Source organism: Lyngbya sp. CCAP 1446/10, assembly GCF_026130175.1.
In the GTDB taxonomy this organism is placed as follows: domain Bacteria; phylum Cyanobacteriota; class Cyanobacteriia; order Cyanobacteriales; family Microcoleaceae; genus Microcoleus.
This window is the reverse complement of sequence record NZ_JAIGNI010000006.1, coordinates 103,658-125,492: the sequence shown is the minus strand read 5'-3', so window position 1 is coordinate 125,492 and position 21,835 is coordinate 103,658. Positions and strand designations below refer to the sequence as shown.

The 21,835-nt window shown below is 43.1% G+C and carries 19 protein-coding genes; 14 read left to right on the top strand and 5 right to left on the bottom strand.

Annotated elements, in window-relative coordinates; translation table 11 throughout:
* Positions 1 to 75 precede the first annotated feature (75 nt).
* The 11 genes from K4039_RS04890 (at position 76) to K4039_RS04840 (ending at position 12,674) form a co-directional block, all read left to right on the top strand.
* Positions 76 to 1,410 (top strand): flippase, encoded by a 1,335-nt coding sequence (locus tag K4039_RS04890; protein WP_265234008.1) that lies wholly within the window; start codon positions 76 to 78, stop codon positions 1,408 to 1,410.
* On the top strand, positions 1,407 to 2,627 hold the full coding sequence (locus K4039_RS04885) for a hypothetical protein (RefSeq protein WP_265234007.1): 1,221 nt from the start codon (positions 1,407 to 1,409) through the stop codon (positions 2,625 to 2,627). The genes K4039_RS04890 and K4039_RS04885 overlap by 4 nt, the downstream gene beginning before the upstream one ends.
* A 57-nt stretch (positions 2,628 to 2,684) precedes the next feature.
* Positions 2,685 to 3,746, top strand: a complete 1,062-nt coding sequence (locus tag K4039_RS04880) for a hypothetical protein (RefSeq protein ID WP_265234006.1) — start codon at positions 2,685 to 2,687, stop codon at positions 3,744 to 3,746.
* Positions 3,747 to 3,764: 18 nt separating this feature from the next.
* Complete coding sequence (locus tag K4039_RS04875) at positions 3,765 to 4,691, top strand: glycosyltransferase family 2 protein (RefSeq protein WP_265234005.1); 927 nt, start codon at positions 3,765 to 3,767, stop codon at positions 4,689 to 4,691.
* A gap of 21 nt (positions 4,692 to 4,712) precedes the next feature.
* The gene (locus tag K4039_RS04870) at positions 4,713 to 5,963 is read left to right on the top strand and encodes a glycosyltransferase family 4 protein (RefSeq protein WP_265234004.1); all 1,251 of its coding nucleotides are present in this window, start codon (positions 4,713 to 4,715) and stop codon (positions 5,961 to 5,963) included.
* A 316-nt stretch (positions 5,964 to 6,279) separates the two neighbouring features.
* Positions 6,280 to 7,161, top strand: a complete 882-nt coding sequence (locus tag K4039_RS04865) for a glycosyltransferase family 2 protein (protein ID WP_321161534.1) — start codon at positions 6,280 to 6,282, stop codon at positions 7,159 to 7,161.
* Between the two features lies 1 nt (position 7,162).
* Positions 7,163 to 8,317 carry a glycosyltransferase family 4 protein gene (locus K4039_RS04860; protein WP_265234002.1) on the top strand — a complete coding sequence of 385 codons (1,155 nt, stop codon included), beginning with the start codon at positions 7,163 to 7,165 and terminating at the stop codon, positions 8,315 to 8,317.
* Between the two features lie 212 nt (positions 8,318 to 8,529).
* Positions 8,530 to 9,759, top strand: a complete 1,230-nt coding sequence (locus K4039_RS04855; RefSeq protein ID WP_265234001.1) for a glycosyltransferase family 4 protein — start codon at positions 8,530 to 8,532, stop codon at positions 9,757 to 9,759.
* 60 nt (positions 9,760 to 9,819) lie between these two features.
* Positions 9,820 to 10,902, top strand: coding sequence for an NAD-dependent epimerase/dehydratase family protein (locus K4039_RS04850; protein WP_265234000.1), 1,083 nt, complete (start codon positions 9,820 to 9,822; stop codon positions 10,900 to 10,902).
* A 75-nt stretch (positions 10,903 to 10,977) separates the two neighbouring features.
* Positions 10,978 to 11,823, top strand: coding sequence for a WecB/TagA/CpsF family glycosyltransferase (locus K4039_RS04845; protein ID WP_265233999.1), 846 nt, complete (start codon positions 10,978 to 10,980; stop codon positions 11,821 to 11,823).
* 527 nt (positions 11,824 to 12,350) lie between these two features.
* The gene (locus tag K4039_RS04840) at positions 12,351 to 12,674 is read left to right on the top strand and encodes a hypothetical protein (protein ID WP_265233998.1); all 324 of its coding nucleotides are present in this window, start codon (positions 12,351 to 12,353) and stop codon (positions 12,672 to 12,674) included.
* Between the two features lie 434 nt (positions 12,675 to 13,108).
* On the opposite strand, the gene K4039_RS04835 is transcribed toward K4039_RS04840, so the two are convergent.
* From K4039_RS04835 to K4039_RS04815, 5 genes are all read right to left on the bottom strand, one after another.
* Positions 13,109 to 13,984, bottom strand: a complete 876-nt coding sequence (locus tag K4039_RS04835; RefSeq protein ID WP_265233997.1) for a class I SAM-dependent methyltransferase — start codon at positions 13,982 to 13,984, stop codon at positions 13,109 to 13,111.
* A gap of 463 nt (positions 13,985 to 14,447) precedes the next feature.
* On the bottom strand, positions 14,448 to 15,416 hold the full coding sequence (locus K4039_RS04830; protein WP_265233996.1) for a DUF362 domain-containing protein: 969 nt from the start codon (positions 15,414 to 15,416) through the stop codon (positions 14,448 to 14,450).
* A gap of 287 nt (positions 15,417 to 15,703) precedes the next feature.
* Complete coding sequence (locus K4039_RS04825; RefSeq protein ID WP_265233995.1) at positions 15,704 to 16,030, bottom strand: hypothetical protein; 327 nt, start codon at positions 16,028 to 16,030, stop codon at positions 15,704 to 15,706.
* A gap of 134 nt (positions 16,031 to 16,164) precedes the next feature.
* A complete protein-coding gene (locus K4039_RS04820) occupies positions 16,165 to 17,589 on the bottom strand; it encodes an aspartate ammonia-lyase (protein WP_265233994.1) in 1,425 nt (474 codons plus the stop codon).
* Positions 17,590 to 17,872: 283 nt separating this feature from the next.
* A complete protein-coding gene (locus tag K4039_RS04815; RefSeq protein ID WP_265233993.1) occupies positions 17,873 to 17,995 on the bottom strand; it encodes a hypothetical protein in 123 nt (40 codons plus the stop codon).
* Between the two features lie 576 nt (positions 17,996 to 18,571).
* Here K4039_RS04815 and K4039_RS04810 point away from each other — a divergent pair.
* From K4039_RS04810 to K4039_RS04800, 3 genes are all read left to right on the top strand, one after another.
* On the top strand, positions 18,572 to 19,027 hold the full coding sequence (locus K4039_RS04810) for a DUF4363 family protein (protein WP_265233992.1): 456 nt from the start codon (positions 18,572 to 18,574) through the stop codon (positions 19,025 to 19,027).
* A 111-nt stretch (positions 19,028 to 19,138) separates the two neighbouring features.
* Positions 19,139 to 19,423, top strand: coding sequence for a peptidase (locus K4039_RS04805; RefSeq protein WP_265233991.1), 285 nt, complete (start codon positions 19,139 to 19,141; stop codon positions 19,421 to 19,423).
* A gap of 241 nt (positions 19,424 to 19,664) precedes the next feature.
* Entirely contained in the window at positions 19,665 to 21,545 is a 1,881-nt protein-coding gene (locus tag K4039_RS04800) for a helicase-associated domain-containing protein (RefSeq protein ID WP_265233990.1), read from the top strand.
* Positions 21,546 to 21,835: the final 290 nt, after the last annotated feature.

Below are 21,835 nucleotides of genomic sequence, written 5' to 3'. Positions count from 1 at the left end.
ATGAGCCTGGTTTTTGATTAATTCCCCAGCGCTCGAAAAGTATATTTATTTCTGACAAGGACTGAAAACTTTCTGATGTTAGATAAGCTAAATGCGGTCAGTCAAAAGCTCGGCCCTGGCCTCCGCCAGGTACTCGGCAATCTGGCTTGGCTGTTGACAGACCAAATTTTGCAGATGGCTCTGGGTCTGTTGGTGGGAGTGTGGGTAGCTAGATATCTAGGCCCGGAACAATTTGGCTTAATCAATTATGCGATCGCCTTTGTGTCCCTGTTTGCCTCGGTAGCAACGATGGGATTGGGTACTCTGGTAGTGCGCGACATTGCTCGCAATCCCGACTGCAAAGAAGAGACTCTGGGAACTGCTTTTGCCATACAATTAGCAGGCGGAATCATCACTTTACTGCTAACGGTAACAGTGATTTCGATACAAAATCCCAATGACAACTTAACTCGTTGGCTGGTGGGGATCATCGCCGCCGGAACTATTTTTCAGTCCTTTGAAACAATAAATTTTTGGTTTCAGTCTCAAGTTCAATCTAAGTATACAGTTGTTGCTAGAAATTGCGTATCATTACTGGTTGCAGGACTCAGAATCGGATTAATTCAACTCAAAGCACCGCTGATTGCTTTTGCTTGGTTGAGGTTGGGAGAGGTAGCATTGGCGGGATTGGCGATCGCCATTGTCTATCAAAGCAGGGGAAATGATTTAAAGCTGTGGCGAGTCAGTTGGCAACGAGGCAAACAATTGCTTCAGGAAAGTTGGCCGCTGGTGATGTCGAGCTTGGCGGTTTTTATTTATTCCAAAATCGATCAGATTATGCTCGGTTCTATAGATAAAACTGAGTTGGGATATTATGCAGTTGCAGTCAAACTATCGGAAATCTGTGATTTTTTGCCTGTGATCATCGCTTCTTCTATTTTCCCTAAACTCGCACAGTTAAGAGAAAAAAATTATGGCGAATACTTAAAAAACTTTCAGATTTACTCAGATGCCATGTTATTTTTGTGGTTGGGAGTGGCATTACCAATCTCTCTGCTAGCTCCTTTCATAGTCCAGACTCTCTACGGCGCTCAATATACAGACTCAGCTAGGGTATTGTCAATCTACGTTTGGGCTCAATTTGGCAGTAACTTCGGCATCGCTAGAAATACCTATTTTGCCTTAGAAGGTCAACTGCGATACGGTCTTTATTTGACATTTATTGGCTCATTTTTTAATATAGTATTGAACTCTCTACTGATTCCTAAATATGGAGCTTTTGGAGCAACGGTGGCAACTTTAATCACTTATTTCTACGTAATTATTTTAGTCAACTTTTTGATTAAAGAACTGAGACCTTTTGGTAATTTACTCCTGAATTCGCTGAATTTATACAAGGCTGCTTCCAGGCTAAGAGGATTGATCAAATGATTGAAATTAAACCCAAGCTCGAACATCGATCGCACTGTCTCTCCTCTGGCCAAATACTCAAACCTGTCAAAGTATTGTGGCAAGGTGCCCGCGTCTGTGTTGTGTCTGAGTCTCCAGGAGGCGGCGAGATCATTGACGAGTTGAGAATTGGCCACGCCGCTAAAACTGCTTACAGCATTAACTTAGCTGAAGGAACAACATTTAGTAAGGACAAATATGCAGAAGAATTTTTAGCAAAACCCTTGCTCAAATCTCTGCAAAATCCTCAAAACGAACAGCTAGAAATTTCTCAAGAAATATTCAAATCTTACGATCGGGTAATCGTATTAAACTGCATTGATTATCTTTACGGACACAGCCTTTTAAAGTTGCTCAACGCACAGAGGCATTTAGAATCTCACCCAGAATTGGGTTTGATTGTCATTGTCCAAAAATTTATGAGGTGGATGGTTCCCGAAGGAGTTGCCGAAGTCTGGACAGTACCTGTATCGCTGAAAAATGGTCAGTGTTACTATCCCAGTTTTGGGGATTTTGTTAGCAAACAGTTAGAACGTTTTGATGAAGTTTACGTAAGCAAAGCCTATTCTCACCCCAGTCAATTTGATATTAGTAAATTTACAGGGGTTCCCAAACACGATTTTGACAAAGAAGAATACAAAATTACTTTTGTTTGGCGGGAAGATCGGCTGTGGTGCAATAATTTACTTTTCAAAGTTTGCCGAAAACTAAACTTGCTGCAAATTCCTTTAAGTATTCAAAATTGGCAAGTGCACAGCTTGTTTACAAAAATGCGAAAATTGCTGCCTTCAGCTAAGTTTGCAGTGGCAGGTTTAGGCAAAAGCACTAGCTTTCCTGAGTGGGTAGAAGATTTAAGAGTGGATAAGTTTGATGAAAAAACTGAGAGGCAAATGTGTCAGGTTTATGCTGAAAGTCGCTTGGTGATTGGCATTCACGGTTCCAATATGTTGCTGCCTTCGGGACACGCTGGTATGACGATCGATATGATTGATGAAAGGTGGGGCAATTTTGCTCAAGATATTTTATATCAGGAAACAGACGCCAGACTGTCTTCGTTTCGCTATCGATATCTGCCGCTGGCGACTAGCTTGAAAAACTTAGCACATATTGGTTCTGAAATGATTCTCAAACGCTCGGATTTCTATTTTCACATGACAGGCGATTCCCTACCCTTCGGGAACGCTTCGCGAACGGGATAGCTTCGCTTCACGGCTTTAATTAACTTTACACCTTAAAGATAATAGGAGATATACACCATGAATGACAGCGGTTCTGTTTACATAGTTACTGGAATGTGCTGTGATGAAGAAGGCCAGGAAAGTAAATATCCGCAGGGATCGAATGCGAAATCTTCATCGGAAAAATTTCAATCAGTTTACTGGCGATGTGCTGTGCTATATTTTGCTTCCAGCGTTAGAAATAACCCGGAAGCTCAGCATATCTTATTTACGAATGCCGATCGCATTCCAAATCTTGAAAGCTTTAACACCGTTGAATTTTTCGACAAAATCGGAGTTAAAGTTGTCCAGATTCCATTTACCTATCAGCCACCACTTGAATATTACCCCGCCTTCAGAAGTACGTTTTTTAAGTTTGACATCATTCAATACCTCAAAAATAATTCTGAGTTAAACGATCGCTGTATCGCTTTAGACTCTGACTGCGTGTGGGTAAACTCCGCCGATCGCATAATTGCCGATATTGAAAAAGAAGGTTTGGTAACCTACGATTTGTACGAGCCTGACGACAAAAAAATAAGCGGTTTAACCAGGCGAGAAATGCAGACAATTTATGAGGAATTAGGCTATAAAGTAGATGAGCCTCCCAAGTATTTTGGTGCAGAATTTATCGTAGGAAGTGGTAAGCACATTAAAATATTGTCCGACGAAGTAGACTCGATCTGGGAGACTTGCTTGCAAAGATTTGCCGAAGGGAAGACAAAATTTTATACAGAAGAGCAGATGCTCACCTACATTTACAATAAGCTGGGATATGCTCGCGGCAGTGGGAATGCTTACTTTAATCGAGTGTGGACATCGCCGATCTACTATACAGCAACTGAGGCTGATTTCAAAATGGATGTGTGGCATTTGCCAGCCGAAAAAGGATACGGAATTAAGCGACTTTTTGCACAAGTTGCTAATCCCAACTCTGATTTTTGGAATCTGCCTGTAGGAGAACAGTTTACTAAATATGTTGCGGGTTATGTAGGAATACCAAAACGCAATATTTCTAAGACTGTTTGGGATGTGTTTGACAATAAAATTTCTGGTCTCAAAAGGAGATTGTCGAAAGTCACAAGTGTTGTCCGCAATTAGCATAGTGGAGTTCTGTAAATGTTCGATCGACCATTAAAAACCCCCGTCGCGTTTATTATTTTCAAACGCCCGGAAGAAACCCAGAGAGTATTCGCAGAAATTCGCAAAGTCCAGCCGTCTAAATTGCTAGTAGTTGCTGACGGGCCGCGGCCGGATAGACCTGGAGAAGACACACAATGTGCTGATACTCGCGCGATTATTGATCAGGTGGATTGGGAATGCGAAGTTTTGCAAAATTATGCCGATCGCAATTTGGGCTGTCGTCAGCGAGTTTCTAGCGGGCTAGATTGGGTGTTTGATACGGTGGAAGAGGCGATTATTATTGAGGATGATTGTTTGCCCGATAGTACATTTTTCTACTTTGCCGAAGAGTTACTCGAACGCTACCGATACGACGAACGAATTATGTCGATATCTGGTCAAAACGTGCAGTTTGGGAAGCAGCGAGCTGATTATAGCTACTACTTTTCTCGCTACACTCACTGCTGGAGTTGGGCGAGTTGGAGGCGAGCTTGGCGACACTACGATTTAGATATGAAGCTGTGGCCTTCGGTTCGAGATGGCAATTTTTTGATGGATATATTGGGAGATGCTCATGCTGCTAAAATCTGGACTAAAACTTGTCAGTTGTGTTACGAAGGAGCAATTGACACTTGGGATTTTCAGTGGACATTTGCGAGTTTTATTCAAAATGGTTTGAATATTTTGTCTAATGTCAATTTAGCTGCAAATATCGGACATGGAACGGGGGGAACTCACACGGATGATATCAACAGTCCCTACAATAATATGTCTGTTGAACCGATCGCCTTTCCTCTCAAACATCCTCCGTTTGTGATTCGCGACGCCCAAGCTGATAACTTCACTCAGGAGAGTTTATATGATTACGATCCGAAATTGGTCAAGAAAGTACAACGAAAAATTAAACAATTGTTGAGTAAGTAGGCCTGAGTTAAGGATATTTTGATGAAAGTTCTGCTGGTAAGTAATTACGATCTTAAAGGTGGTGCTGCGAGGGCGACTTATCGCCTGCACCAGGGCTTGCAAAGTATCGGGGTAAATTCCGAAATCTTGGCTGGTTATAAGTCTAGTGATGATGAAACGGTACGGTTGATGCCGACAAAGTTAGGAGAAAAGTTTAAGAGTCTCCGACCTAAATTAAATAGATTGCCGTTAAAACTGTATCCAAAATTAGGTCAGGTAATTTTTTCGCCGCAATGGGTTCCTGATTCCCTGGCTGCGGAAGTTGCCAAAATTAACCCAGATGTGATTAATTTGCACTGGGTTTGTGAAGGTTATATGCAGATTGAAACCCTGGCTAAGTTTAATAAACCTGTGGTTTGGACGCTGCACGATATGTGGGCGTTTACGGGTGGATGTCACTATAGTGAAAATTGCGATCGCTATCTTGATGCTTGCGGTGCTTGTCCGCAACTGCACAGCACTAAAGATGCGGATATTTCTCGCTGGATTTGGCAGCGGAAAGCTGAAGCTTGGCAAAATTTGGATCTGACTTTGGTAACTCCGAGTCATTGGTTGGCTGAATGCGCGAAATCTAGTTCTTTGTTGAAAAAATATCCAGTTAAAGTAATTGCGAATGGTCTTGATGCTGAACTCTACAAGCCGCTGAACCGCCCGCAGGTGAGAGATAGTTTGAATTTGCCCCAACATAAACGGTTGGTGTTGTTTGGGGCGATGGAGGGTACTGGCGATCGCTGGAAGGGTTTTCCGTTGCTGGTTCCGGCTCTGCAAAGGCTGAGTCAGTCGGGATGGAAAGATCAGATTGAACTTTTGGTTTTTGGGTGTTCTGAGCCTGAAAGTCCGATCGATGTTGGTTTCAAAACTCATTATTTAGGCAGGCTGGATGATGCTGCTTTGTCAAAGGTTTATGCGGCGGCGGATGTGATGGTTGTGCCGTCGCGGTACGAAGCTTTTGGTCAGACGGCATCGGAAGCGCTGGCGTGTGGTACGCCTGTGGTGGCTTTTGATGTGACGGGATTAAAAGATATTGTCGATCGCCAGCATAATGGTTATTTAGCTCAACCCTATGATAGTGAGGATTTAGCGCGAGGGATTGCTTGGGTGCTAGAAGATTCAGAGCGACACCAAAAGCTTTGTCGCAACGCACGAGAGAAAGTTAAAGCAAAGTTTACATTAGAAGTGCAAGCTCGCGAGTATCAAAACCTTTATCAAGAAGTTTGGCAAGCCCCTAAGTAGGTAAAACTCATTAAACCAACAATTTGTAGGCTATCGAAAATACCTGTTTTTGGATGTGTATTGGTATATATTCGGACAGTAGACGTATTGATTGCTACAATTACCCCGTCAGGCAATTAGAGTCTGGGTAAAGCTGGAAAAATTAAAAAATCAGCGATCGAGTAAATATCTTGATAGTTGGGGCAAACTAAGTTAATAATTGGATAGGACTCGAAGTCGATCGGCATTGTCGATCGCCCGAAGACTGTTTTCTACCATTTTTGCACAAACAGCCAAATATTTGATATAGATGGAGCAGATAAGTATAGCAGTCCTGATGACTTGCCATAACCGCAAGTTAAAGACTTTGGCCACTCTAGAGTCGCTGTTCAAGCAAAAATTAACAAGTGAAATTGCACTCAATGCTTATCTGGTAGATGATGGCAGCACTGATGGCACAGCCGCAGCGGTACAGCAAACATACCCTCAAGTCAAGATTTTTTCGGGAGATGGTAACTTATTTTGGAATGGAGGAATGCGGGTGGCTTTCAGCGAAGCCATCAAAGACGATCCAGACTACTATGTCTGGCTCAACGACGACACCGTACTCGATCCAGAAGCTTTAAACGACCTGTTGACCACCAGTAGCGAGCTAATGAAAAAAGGAGAAGAAAAGGCGATCGTTGCCGGCTCTACTCGCGATCCAGAAACAGGTAATTTTACTTACGGCGGTATAGTCAAGATTACCCCATTACTTCCCTTTAAATTTCGCTTCCTCCAACCAACAAAAGCAGCTCAGCCTTGTGACAGCATGAATGGTAACTTCGTGTTAATTCCCCGCAGCGTCGTTGAACTGGTTGGCAATCTCGATCCAGCCTTTATTCATTATTTATCAGATTGGGAATACGGTCTGCGTGCTAGACAAAAAGGCTGTACAGTTTGGATAGCTCCAGGATATCAAGGAACTTGTTCTCCCAATCCGCAGTCAACCACAACAGCGGCTGCCAATATGAGTGAAGGTTTGCAAAAAATGAACCAACCCAAGGGTTTAGCTTTTAAAGATGCTACCCTTCAACCCTGGGAAGAGTGGAAAGTGTTTGCTCAGCGTCACGGTGGTTTATTCTGGCCAGTGTATTGGTTGCTACCTTACAGAAGGTTAGTTTGGTTTTCAGTTTTGAGCAAGCTGGGATTGACTAAAAACAAAACTGAAGGTGAATAGCATGGTCGATGGAGATGATTTGCGCGTCGCTTGGCTGGTTCCAGAAGTAGAATTGGGTGCCTATTGGCAGCCTGTATTGAGAGAATTTACAAAAGTATATAAAAATACTGTGTTTTATACTGGTCGCGTTTGGTCTGGGTTCGATCCGACGCTACCAGGAGCATCAGCAATTCAGTTGGTAGGGGAGACTAAATTTGTCGAGACAGAAAAGATCGAAACAGGATACGATCGCGGTTTCATCGCAGTGTCCCCTAGCATAATCGGTCACTTGCTCAAATTTAGACCTCAAGTAGTTTTTCCGCAAGCTTTTTCTTTGTGGACTGTCTTAGTAATTCTCCTCAAACCGCTTTGTCAATGGCGAGTTGCAATTATCTATGATGGTAGTTCTCCGAACACGGATTTTCGAGATTCGAGCTTTCGGACATTCGCCAGACGCATTCTAGCTAAGTTTGCCGATGCTTTTGTTTCTAACAGCCAAGCCGGGAAAAGATATTTGGTGGAGGTTCTCCATGCACCGGAAGAGCAAGTTTTTACGAGAACTTATTTAGTTCCCGATGCGGAAACGCTGCTCAAACCTTTGACAACAAAAAAGCGGCTCAATTTAGATATCAAAAAACCAGTTTTTTTATATGTGGGAAGGATCACAGCTCGAAAAGGAATTAAAACCCTCTTAGAAGCTTGTGCTATTCTAAAAAAACAAGGATATTCTGATTATACTTTACTAATTGTTGGCAAGGGCGACCAGCAAGATGAGTTGGAAGCTTTTATTAAAGAGCAAGATTTCCCCGATCAAGTAAACTGGGTGGGATGGGTTGATTACGGAAGTTTGGGTGCTTATTTTCAGCTTGCTGATGTTTTTGTTTTTCCTACTTTTGAGGATGTCTGGGGCATGGTTGTACCGGAAGCAATGGTGTTTGGTAAACCGGTATTGTGTTCTAACGGTGCAGCTTCTAGTGAGTTAATTGCGTCAGGGAAAAACGGTTATATTTTCGATCCTAGCAATGCCAAGGAGTTGGCAGAAAAGATGAAGATTTTTATAGATAGTCCTGATTTGATTGAATCGATGGGAGACTATTCGCGGCAGCTAATTTCTCAAAAAACTCCTGAAACAGCAGCTAAAGCTTATGTTGAAGTTACATCTTTTTTGATGAAGTAAGTTGACGGTTGACAGTTGACAGTTGTTAGTTATTAGTTATTGGTTATTGGTTATTGGTTATTGATTACCAATAACTTCCCGATTCTATCTACAATGCCCGATGCCCAATGCCCAATGCCAAATTCCCAATGCCCAATGCCCAATGCCCAATGCCCAATGCCCAATTCCCAATTCCCGATGCCCGATGCCCGATTACTAATTACTAATTACTGATGAAAATTTTATTATCTGCCTTTGCTTGCGAACCAAATCTGGGATCTGAAGAGGGAGTAGGATGGAATACTGTGATCCAATCTGCTAAACATCACGAAAGTTGGGTATTTACTCGGACGTTTTGTCGATCGTACATTGAAGCAGAACTAGAACGCAATCCAGTCCCAAACCTGCACTTTGTTTATTTTGATCCGTTTGGGTGGAGCGAAGATTGGAAGGGAAAACAGGGATTGCTGCAACTTCACTATTATTTGTGGCAAATCTGGGCTTATTTTATCGCTCGAAAGCTCGATCGCGAAATCGGTTTTGACATAGTACACCACGTAACTTATGTTAAACATTGGTCTCCAAGTTTCCTAGCGCTGTTACCACATCCTTTTATTTGGGGGCCTGTCGGGGGCGCAGAGGCAGCACCAAAGCCTTTTTGGCAAGATTTTAGTCGCCGGGGCAAAATTTACGAAACGCTGCGAGCATTGGCTCAAAGCGTCGGAGAACGCGATCCGTTTGTGGGGCTGACGGCGCGCCGCAGTGCCGTCGCGCTAGCTACTACCGAAGAAACAGCAGCAAGACTGCGATTTCTCAAAGCAAAAAATGTGAAAATTTTCTCACAAGTCGGTTTATCGCAGCGGGAAATTGAGGAACTCGAAAAATTTCCAACTCCGCCGGATCTACCAATTAGATTTATTAGTGTTGGTCGTCTATTGCACTGGAAAGGGGTACATTTGGGACTCCGTGCATTTGCGGAGGCGAAGCTGGAACAATCGGAATATTGGATTGTCGGAGATGGTCCAGAAAGACAGCGTTTAGAAACTTTGGTGACAGAATTGGGACTGGGAAATAAAGTACATTTTTGGGGAGCTTTACCGCGCAATGAAACTCTTTCAAAAATGGGCGAATCTCACGTTCTTCTCCATCCGAGTTTGCATGACTCTGGCGGTTTTGTCTGCACGGAAATGATGGGGGTTGGCCGTCCGACGATTTGTTTGGATTTGGGTGGCCCAGCTACTCAAGTAACTGCTGAAACTGGCATTAAAGTCGAGGCTACTGATCCGGAAAGTGCAGTAAAAGGTCTAACAGAAGCTATAGTGTATTTAGCACAGGATCGTGAATTGCGATCGCGCTTGGGTCGTGCCGGTCAAAAGCGTGTCAGGGAAATCTATGATTGGGATTTTAAGGGTAATTTTTTTGCCGGATTGTGCGAAAATGTATTTCAAGGAAAATCAGGATAAATTCTGATTTTACCTAGATCTCGCAAAACAAAGAAAACTATATTTTTTAGGCGGTGAAATGTGAGCGTTGCAATCATTACTGGAGCGGCGGGTTTAATTGGGTCTGAGGCTTGTAAGTTCTTTGCCAAACAAGGTTTCGACATAGTTGGTATCGACAACAATATGCGCCAGTTTTTTTTTGGTGCTGATGGTTCTACTAATTGGAACCGCCAACAACTAGAAAAATCACTGGGAACAAAGTATTACCATTTAGATGTGGACATTCGCGACTATGAAGCGATTACCAATATCTTTCAGCGGTACGGCGAGTCGATCGAGTTAGTAATTCACACAGCAGCCCAACCCAGTCACGATTGGGCTTCCCGTGCTCCGAAAATAGACTTTACCGTCAACGCTAACGGTACTCTCAATCTTTTAGAAGTAACTCGCTTGTACTGTCCCAAAGCCGTTTTCATTTTCACTTCTACTAACAAAGTATACGGCGATACGCCCAACAGATTACCTTTAGTTGAATTAGAACATAGGTGGGAAATTGAACCCGGTCACACTTACGAAAACGGCATTCGGGAAGATATGTCAATTGACCAGTGTCTGCACAGTTTGTTTGGTGCTTCCAAAGTAGCCGCTGACATTTTAGTTCAAGAATACGGCCGTTATTTTAATATGAACACGGCTTGTTTTCGCGGTGGCTGTCTGACTGGGCCCAATCATTCTGGAGCTCAATTGCACGGATTCCTCGCCTACTTGATGAAGTGTGCTGTAACAGGAACCCCATACACCGTGTTTGGCTACAAAGGCAAGCAAGTCCGCGACAACATTCACAGTGCTGATTTAATTTCGGCATTTTATGAATATTATAAAGCTCCCAGAAGCGCGCAAGTCTATAATACAGGAGGAGGCCGCTACAGCAACTGTTCGATGTTAGAAGCCATCCAGATGTGCGAGGCAATTGCGGAACGCAAATTTAATTGGACTTATGCTGAAGGGAATCGCATTGGCGATCATATTTGGTGGATTAGCGACAATTCAAAATTCGCCAGTCACTATCCTGACTGGAAAATGAAATATAATGTTAAACAAATCCTACGGGAGATTTATGAATGTAACCGCGAGCGGTGGCTGAAAGAAGGGGCGCAGAATTGAGCTGGACAAAAAAAATGTCCGGGCAATTGTGGTACACGATTGAATACAATGTTAAACCAATCCCACAGGAGGTTTATGACTGTAACGGCAAGTGTTGGCTTAGAGAGGTGTTCCATGATTGATTTAGGGAAAAAGAATGTACTCGGCATCTTAGTAAATGCCCTTAATTATGAAGCTGCTGTCAACAAAATTATGGCGGCAGCCAGCACCAGAACACCACTTTCTGTTTCGGCTCTAGCAGTTCATGGGGTAATGACTGGGGTGCTTGATAGCACTCACCGCTATCGGATCAATCACATTGACTTAGTATTGCCAGATGGTCAACCCGTAAGATGGGCATTAAATTGGCTCTATAATACGGGATTGCCCGATCGAGTTGGCGGGCCAAATGCAATGTTACAAATCTGCGAACGTGCGGCCGAAGAAGGATTATCTATCTATTTGTACGGCTCTAAAGCTTCTGTACTGGAGGCTTTATCTCGCAATCTCTGCCAGCGTTATCCCAAGTTAATTATTGCGGGAACTCAGCCTTCTAAATTTAGGCACGTTTCGCCGGAAGAGAAACAGGAAATTGCCCAGCAAATTCGCAACAGCGGTGCAGCAATTACTTTTGTGGGTTTGGGGTGTCCGCGACAAGAAGTCTGGGCTTACGAATACCGGGACGACTTATCGATGCCACTGATTGCTGTAGGTGCAGCCTACGATTTTCATGCGGGAAATTTGGCTAAATCTCCTGAGTTTTTATCTAAGATAGGTTTGGAATGGTTGTTTCGGCTGGTGAAGGAGCCCCGGCGCCTCTGGCAGCGGTATGTTTTGTTGAATCCGCTTTATATCTGGCTGTTTTTGTTGCAAGCTTTCAAACTCAAAGAGTTCGACCCCAAAGACGCTACGCCACCTGTAGAAGAAGTGTTGTATGGTTGAAATTTCTCTCTTCTGTTGTAAATAGTCAGTTTTGACAAATAAAAAGCCACAAGCCAAAAGTAGAAATAATAATTAATTATTTTGACTGGCGACTTTAAACTTGTGACGATTTAAATCACGAATTAATGGGTTGTTTTCTGTAACTTCAGTTTTGCTTGTTTTGTAAATTACTATCTACGTTACTGAGGAAGTATCAACCGTCCTTGTTGGATCATTTGGAGGACTTGGGTTCGACAGCCCGTGCAGTCGCAGCCTAATTTTATGGTGGCGAGGTTCCGATTTTATCAGAGTTGATTTGTGGCAGCGAGGATTGGCTTTCGTCTTGATTTATATCTAAATTTGCTGCGATTTCGCGATTGAACTCAATGCTACGATTTTGGAAATTGGGGTGCTAGCATTGGCGGGATTTACTGCTAAGAGCATTAAGGCTACAGAACCGGAGCAGCCCAGCAAAGTTAGTAGGTTTTTGTTGACGATTACTCTCCAGTAAACAAGAAGAATTTTATTTTAACAGATCGATCGACAGATTGGATGCGATCGCCCCAGACAGCGCAACATTAGCCAATCCCCAAGCAGACGGCATCGCTATTTTATCCCTGACACCAAACGTTTTGCCAGATCAGGTGGAGACAAAAATGAGTTTGTCACCCGACTGGTTAGAATTGCTGTTAGACCGGATAGTTGTCAAAAAATCAGAACCAGTCGCAGGAGATTTGAGAACAGAGGGCGGAAATGCGATCGAGTCTTCAACCTTGATCGCGATCGACTTAAAAAATGCACCGACATCTAATAATTCTCCATCACCTCAAGCATTGGCTTTAAAAGGATTCCGCCCTCGCTGGCTGCCCTAAATAAAATCTTTTACAGGACTTACGCAAGAGGTCTAGGGATAGTGGCGATTCCTGAAGAGGGATTGTTCCTACTTTCACACCGTATGTAGAGGTAGTGCGTCAGGGGAGCATCTCAGTTTTGCTTGAATAGTGCGAGTTCATATAGCTTTATGGAAGCTTTGCTATGCAGGGAAACTCGAACCAAGGCAAAAAAGACTTCATTCAGTTGACAGTTGAGGGCGGCCTCTACCTGGAAGGAAGAGGATTGGAGTAATGAATAGTCTACTTTTAATTTCTCCCTACAAGGGAGAGGCTTTAGCCCAATTTTTTCTGGTAATTGTCGAAGTGAGATGCACCCTGCGTAAGTCCTGTCTTAGGTAATGCGAAGCCTTGATGCTGAAATTCTCAAGTTACTAAGAAATTCTCAAAGCTTTATTTCCCTTCCTTCGCTCTTACTAGGGCTTTTTTACAACAATTCTGACTGAATCGTATTTTTTGTGGTCGGGAGCAAGAAATGTTTTCAGTAGTAACTTCCAAGATTGGAATTTACTGTTTTCTTTGGGCTTAGCAATCCCCTTTAATTCCATTGAATTGAACAAATTCAAGATTTTTCTTTCATCATCAATCCAACCGTTGGTAAATAAGCGATAGTAGCCATTAAACTCAGTAGAAATCACCTCAAATCCCACCTGTTTACAGATAGCGCGCAAACTGTCGGGTGTGAAGAAATACAAATGCCTGGGCACATCTAGGTGGAGCCATGCAATCCCTGATGCTTTTAGCGCCATACACGAGTTATTTGGTACTTCCATCACCAATTTGCCACCGTCCACGAGCAAGTCCATAGTATTGCGGAGTGCCAGTAAAGGATCTAGGGTATGTTCCAGTACGTGGTTCATAATAATTATGTCGTACTTTCTCGACGTGATTTCCGGGGGCAAAGATTCAGCAGTGCCATAATATACATCAAGATTTCGTTCCTTGGCGAAAAACAAAGCTTGTCTATCTGGTTCTACTCCCCAGACCTTGTGACCATCTACTTTGAATTCTTCCAGCAGTTTGCCATTGGCGCAACCGATTTCTAATATCTCGTAAGAAGAAGTCCCGAAGTGCTGTTTCCACCATTGAGTTGTGACATCTACTCCCCTATCGAAACGCCAAGCTAGGTGGGTGCGCAATTTATCGAAGAAGGAAATAGAAGAGGCAGATTTTGAGTCGGTAAAGTCTGTATGGTGAGTATAGTAATCGTCGATGTCGTAGAAGCTTTCGATTTGCTTAAGTTCTGGTAGAGGATTAAGGCATCCAAGTTGTGATTTTTGACACCAGTACAATTGAAATGACTCTTTATTTGTTGGTCTTCGCCAATCACCCGGGATCAATAACCAGGGTTTCATACTCTGTCCCGATATAGGACAAACGACGGTAGGACTTAAGGAATTCTGAGTTTGCATTGTAGTTCTCCTTATTTCGGTACTTGATGACTGATCACCAGTGAAGTTGAAGCTTAAATCCTGGCATCAATTATCGTCGTTGAAAATTGTGTATCGTAATACACATTAGATGAGTAGCCTAAAATTATTAGGCTTCAGAAACACATTGCTCCGGGATAGTTTTGAGCTTAACATCTTATTTAAGATAACTCATTTAAGATGTAAGATGAATAGTTCGGACAGTTTTCAATCAGGAATCAGCGTAGAATAGGGTTTCAGGTTCCTTAGAAGCTAAAATTTAAACTGTAGAATGCGGGTTTCAGGCGCTACCCAAAAAATGTCCCGATCGTTGCAACTTGCTTTGTCACTTTTTACAGAAAAACACATACATTCCGTTATTTTCTTTAATGAAGCGGATATACAAATTTTTGAAAGTAGACTTGATCACGCGGGGCATCCCAAAGTCAATGGGCATCATACTTTCGGGCAACTTCCAATCCAAAACTTTGAGAGTTTCCGGGTGCAACAGCGGAAAATCGATCGCCTCCAAATTCGAGCACAGCCGCAATTTGATCGCCGCAGCTACAGTCGGAACCAGCGCCGGATCGACATTAATAATTTCCACTAAAGTTCGATCCAAAGCAAACACATCACTCGACGCGCCCAAAATTCCTAAAAACTTAGGTTCGCCGCCGCTGGGCCCGTTACCTTCGTGACCGATTATACCGTCTAAAATCGTCAGATTTGGGTTAATTGTTCGGGCCGTTTCTACCAGCATTTGACCGAATCTGGCGCTATCTTTGCCGGCTTCCATGTGCCACCAAGCCTTCATTTTCCCCGGTACGCAGCCGAACAAGTTTTTTACGCCCATTGTCACGGTTAATTGAACGTGAGATTTGAGTTTGGGCAAGTTAATCACGACATCTGCTTCCATTGCTTCTTTGCAAAGTCGGAGATGATTGAACTCTTGGCTGACTGTTTCGTAGCGTTTTCCTTGAAACTCCACTACTGGCAAATTGAGTTCTGCCAACAGTGGTAAATAACCGTTGGCTTTGGCTACACCCATCGCGCTACCAAAAGCTGGACTGTCTCCTAAAAACGGTTTTCCGCCCGCTTCAATGACCATTTTAGCCACGCAGTAAACTAATTCTGGCCGGGTGACGCATTCTTTGGTAGGGCGAGCACCTGTCAGAAGATTGGGTTTGAGTAAAACCCGATCGCCCGATTTGACAAAAGCCGACATTCCGCCCAAGGGTGCGAGCAAATTTTCTAAAGATTTTAGTAGATTTTGGCGATCGTATGAATTGGCACGAATTAAACTAACAGCAGACATAATGGGTAATGGGTAATGGGCATTGGGCATTGGGCATTGGGCATTGGGCATTGGGCATTGGGCATTGGGCATTGGAAGGAGAAATGGATTATTGATGTTTTTTCGTTTCGTGATTACCCATTACCAATTACCCATTACCTATTAAGCTGTTCTACGTTTAAATTGTACATCAAAAATTAATAAAGATATTGTGAAATGGGCAGGCGAACCCGTTCCAAATATCCAATTTAAATGCTAAACAGCTTACCAATTACCCATGACCAATTACCAATTACCATCAACTAAGTTCAAGTATTCATCGGCAATCTACCAACAGCAGCCCGCTGCATGGTACTAACTCGCTGCGAGTTAGAGAATATTCCTTGGCCTTGCAGTTCAGGGATAGCAGGTTTAACTTCCACTTTCACCAACCTGGCAGTGCAGATAAAAACCGTTTGATCGACTAAATGAAAAGTCAACCAAGGTTGATTTAATAAATTCAGCACTTCCTCTTGAAATTCTTGTGCAGGCATCGGGATAGTAAAGGTTTCCGTGTGACCTTCCACATAATGAAATGTCACTTGAGTTGTGTTCTCTTTATCTTGAGTTAATTTGCCAAAAGAACCTGCGCGCATAAATCTTGCTCCCAAACTTTAGACTATAAAAAAAATTCAGAATTAAATGTAAGAGATTGAATTCTGAATTCTTTAACTGTAACCTGTGACAATCGAGTTCAGCCTTCTAGTTTCTAGCTGATTCCTGCGAGATCCTATACGTTAGCAGAAGATGTTGGCATCGCACTCATTTTCTCTAAATCTAGAACTGTTGCCAAGTCTTCTGCATTCATTAAACCGCGTTCTAGCACAATTTGCCGCAAAGATTTGCCGGTTTCGAGAGATTCTTTGGCGACGGCGGCAGCGTTGAGATAGCCGATGTGAGTGTTGAGGGCGGTAACGAGGGCGAGACTGCCTTCTGCGTAGGCGAGACATCGATCGCCCTTTGCTTCAATTTTGTCGAGGCATTTGGTTGTCAGGGCGCTGATGGTATTGCCTAAAATTTCGATGCTGTGAATTAGATTGTAAGCGATTAAGGGCATCATCACGTTCAATTCTAATTGTCCCGCTTGGGCTGCTAGGGCGATCGCGCTATCGTAACCCATAACTTGAAAACACACCATCGAAGTCATTTCTGCCATCACAGGATTGTATTTTCCAGGCATAATTGATGAACCAGGTTGCACCGGAGGCAGTTGAATTTCTTTCAAACCCGTTTTTGGCCCTGAGTCCATCAAACGCAAGTCATGGGACATTTTAACGCAATCCTGAGCGAGATTTCGCAGTGCGCCGGAGACATTTACAAACGGTGCCATACTCTGCATAGCTGCCATTAAATGCCTTGCTGGTTTCAGGGGGTGGTCGATTAATTCTGAGAGAATTTCAGCAACTTTTTGAGAGTATTCAGGGTGAGTATTTAACCCCGTTCCCGCCGCACTTCCCCCCAATCCCAGGGATGTCAAATCATCGGATGCCCTGTCAATTCTCAAGGTATGTTCTCTGAGAATTTGCGCCCAAGCGCCGAAGGTGTCGCCGAGTCGAACCGGCACAGCATCTTGCATATGAGTGCGGCCGGATTTAACAATATTTTTGAATTCTTCTGCTTTGTTTTCTAGGGCGACTATGGCATCCGACAAAGCCGGAAACAAAGTATTTTCTAACGCCAACAATCCGCCGATCCGAATCGCAGTCGGAATCACATCATTGGTAGATTGACCGTAGTTTACATGATCGTTGGGACTGACGCGCTTGTAGTTGCCTTTTTCATCGCCCATAATTTCTAAAGCGCGATTGGCAAGAACTTCATTAACATTCATGTGGTGAGAAGTTCCCGCGCCTGCTTGGTAGATATCAACTACAAATTGATCGCGCAAATTTCCTGCTAAAACTTCATCAGCAGCTTGGATCAGTGCTTGGCTGATATCTTCAGGAATGCAGCCGAGTTTACCGTTGACTATCGCCGCAGCTTTTTTAATTAAAACGCAAGCATCGACGTAAGTTGATAAAGGTTTGATACCGCTAATTGGAAAATTTTCAACGGCGCGCAGAGTTTGAATACCGTAGTAAACGTTAGATGGGATTTGTTTGTCTCCCATTGAGTCGCTTTCGGTGCGGTAGGTAATGGTTGGCTGTTGCGTCATATCGTTTGGTTTGTGATAATTAGGAAGTGTACAATTTTTTTGTAACAGCGTGTTCTGGGTGTTTTTACTTTACCGCACTCGCTGGCGACTGTACAGTAGCATAAATTGCGATCGCCCAAAATTATCCCACATCCTAGGGTTTAATCTCAAATCTCGAAACTCAAATCAAGTCTGGGGCGAGGGCGAGGGCGAAAAAGCCGTTGACAGAAAGCTAAAATTTATCTGCAAGGGCGATCGCACGCAGACAGGAATGCTTAGCTATAATCGTACAAGTAAATCCATTTCATACTAAGAGTGAAACTCCCATGAACAAACCAGCAAAAACTTTCAAACAGCTAAATAATTTGATAATCGGCTTAAGTGCCTCTGCAATTTTTCCAGCTTCAGTCAAGGCTATGTCCAGCATTTTCCCCTCCACAGCAATCCGGGAACAATCGGCAATTTTAATGGTTCAGTGACAGCAGCAGATTAAGTTTAAAAGAGGTGCTAGCTCAGTCGAAGTAAAAGGAGGAGTAGCGCGCGGCAAAGTCATAATTTATTTGATTGGTGTCAAACAAAGTTAAAGGATGAATCTTGAAATTCAATCAGTCGAAGCAAATGCTGTTTTTAATGCGATCGATCCGAATACAAACGCCTTAACTGAAGGAGCAAAAACTTGGTCGGAATAATTGCCCCAGACGGGAAAATATCAGATAGTCGTCGGTACAGAACGAGGCGGTGCGAGTTACACTTTGTCAGTTTCGATACACTAACATTTCGACGTTTCCTTTAGATTGTTAAATCCTGTCAGCGATCACATTACCTTCATTCCCGAAACTAGATTTCTGTAACTCCCGCGCCGTCTCGAAGATGACAGCGCTAGCAGCACGATCCTCTTGGGCTGGCTGCTAACTGCGATTAATGGCAAAAATTGCCGTTTTAGCGATCGCTCTGCTGGTTTTGTGACACAATAGATTGTAGTCTTAATTTTTTAGGAGTTTTCATGGCTCGTTTCAATCCAATCCTTATCCTCAGTGCCGTCACCCTTGTAGCTTTGGCTGGTTGCGGCGACAAAGAAGCATCCACTCCGTCAACCCCACCTTCAGCGGTTCCCCCTGCTACGACTACGACGACGACTACTACTACCACCGGATCTGAGAAACCAGTATCTACTGCTAGCTATCCAGAGTTAATGAGTGTAGTTACTAATACCAAAGCAGCAGTTGACACTGGTGATTTCGTTAAAGCTAAAACCGAATTTGACAAGTTTGAAACTTCCTGGAAGAAAGTCGAAGATGGCATCAAAGCTAAGGAACCTAAAAGCTACGATACCGTTGAAGAAACTACAGAAAAAGTAACAAACGAACTCAAAAAAGCCAAGCCCAGCAAAGACCTAGTGCTGGTTGAATTGCAGTCGCTAGAAAACACCATCGCTAGCATTCCTAAGTCCAAAATGTAAGTGCTAATTTGAGTGTTTGTTTCTAGTGCGGCGTTCGCCGTAATTGCTCAGAAACAAACACTCAATGCTACCTCATTATATAAGCTGAGTATTTCTAAATTTTCAACCGTTATGAAAAAAGCATTTCGCAAGTACCATCGCATTCTAGCTATAATTGTTTTTTTACCAATTACCCTCACTGTGTTGACTGGAATGGCTACAACAGTTGTCAAAGAGTGGCCGATTAGCACAGGAATTTCATCGAGATTATTGTTGAAAATTCATACAGGTGAAATTTTTCACCTGCAAGCAATTTACCCGATTTTAAACGGATTGGGAATGCTCGGCTTGCTGGTGACAGGTTTAAGTATGTCGGGTTTGTTTGCTAGAAGAAAGCAGCCAACCTCCAACGATTAAAAGTAAAGATGTAAAAAACTTACGAAGGACTTGATGACGACTCTTGAACCAGGTAATTTTAGGGTGAGAAATATTCCCTTAAAAATCCAAACAAATAACCTATGCAGAGTTCCGGTTCATCGTACCGTAACTGTTGAACCAAAATTCTGAATCTTGTAACAAAAATTCAAGTTTCGCATCCCATAAAGTTGTTATAATTGGGTTGCAATTTTTTTTTGAAGCGGGCGCATCGCCAAAAATTATGCCGCGTTACCCAAGTATAGATAACCTTCTTAGCCTCCAACAGGCACTGGAAGCAATAATTGTTGACGATTTAAAAAAGCTCAAAGCATTATTACCCGATTCTCGTAAATTAACCCGTAAAGCGGATCTTGTTGATGGAATTAGATCGCAATTGCTGGGAGATAACCTTCGGAAACTGTGGACGCAATTAGACGATCTCCAAAAAGCGGCTGTAGCTGAAGTTATACATGGGGAGGATGGCTATTATTTTCCTGAAATATTTAGGGCGAAATACGGAGAATCACCAAATTTTGGAACAATCGATCGCTATGGAACTAACAGAGAACCATCACTGCTATGCTTGTTTATTTATGGCAGCAAGATTCCTTACGATTTAGAAAAATCATTGCTAAAATTTGTGCCAAAGCCGAAAAAAACGACCTTGGATCATAGTGGTGAAACATTAAAAAATCATGTTAAACTCAGCGTCCGAAAATACAACTATAGTACAGGGGAAAAAGATACAGAAGAATACGATATTCCCTTGGCTTCTTGTGAAACACAGTTGGCAGCCACAAAGGATTTAGCTGCTGTTTTGCGTTTGATTCAGTCGGGGAAAGTTGCTGTTAGCGTGAGAACTGGTTTAGCTAGTGCTGCAAGTGTAAAAGCGATCGCCTCTATATTACAAGGCGGTGATTTTTATAATGAGGAACAGCGTCAAATTACCCTAGCGCAGGATAGCGACTATGATGATGAAGTATTCGCTGAAGTCGGTAGCATTAAGCCCTTTGCTTGGATAATGATAGCGCAAGGGAGCAAGTTCGCGGAACGATCGGGCAAAAAGCTAGTTTTGACAAAAGCGGGACTGAAAGCCTTACAAGAATCACCCGCCAAAGGTTTACAAACAGCATGGAAGCGCTGGTTAAAGACCAAAATCTTTGATGAATTTCGCCGCATTGATGCGATCAAAGGACAAACTGGCCGGGGTGCAAATGGGATGACGGATGTGGCGTGGCGCAGAGATGCGATCGTCTCTGTGCTCGCAGAATGTCCTGTCGGTAAGTGGATTCTATTTTATGATTTTAGTAAATATCTAGTCGCAACAGGTCATAGATTTGAGGTAACAGAGGAACCGTACTGTTTATATATTGGTGAAGCTGGGTATGGAAACTTATCAGAATTGGGTGGCCATAGTTGGTCGATTCTGGAAGAACGATATATGCGGTGTTTTTTGTTTGAGTATGCTGCTACTTTGGGAATTATTGATGTTGCATATGTCGATCCTGCGCTCATACCAAGCGATTATGACAATCTTTGGGGAACCGACTATATGGAATTCCTCAGTCGTTATGATGGCTTAGTATATTTTCGCTTGACGAGTTTGGGGGCTTACTGTTTGGAGTTGACGGATAAGTATACTCCGCCAGTAATTGAGATCCGTCAAACGCTGCGGGTATTACCGAATCTTGAAATTATTGCGGCGGGAGATGGTGTGGAGACATCTGATGCGATCGTCCTAGATATCTATACTAAGAAAGTGTCGGATGTTGTGTGGCGTCTGGATCGCCCAAAAATCTTCGCAGCCATTGAAAACGGATATCCATTAACTGAGTTTACAGAGTTTTTGGACGCCAGGAGTATTGAACCGCTACCGCAAACTGTGCAACAATTTTTAACGGATGTTATGGAGCGATCGAATAGCGTGCAAGATATAGGTAGTGTCAGGTTGATCGAATGTACTACCGCCCATTTAGCATTGCTGATTGCGAATGATTCCCGTACTAAGAAGTTTTGTCAGTTGGCGGGCGATCGCACTTTAGCAGTTCCATTGGGCCAGGAAACTAAATTTCGCACCGCCCTGCGGCAAATTGGTTATGTTTTGCCTCAGAGTGATAAATAATACACCTGATATTATAGCCTTTCTCAAAAAGGTGAGGTACGCGAAGGGCATAGGGCATAGGGCATAGGGCATGAGGCTCTCCTTATCTTTCTGAGAACTGCTATATTAGTGTCAACAATCGCCCGAAAACCTTTGTATCTTTTGTTTATAGCTGAGTCCAGATCCCCCTAAATCCCCCTTAAGAAGGGGGACTTTGAGAATAATCTTGTCCCCCCCTTCTTAAGTATTTGTAGGGTGCGTCGCGGGCGATCAATCTCTAAAAAAGATATACAATCTCGCTCGCGACGCAC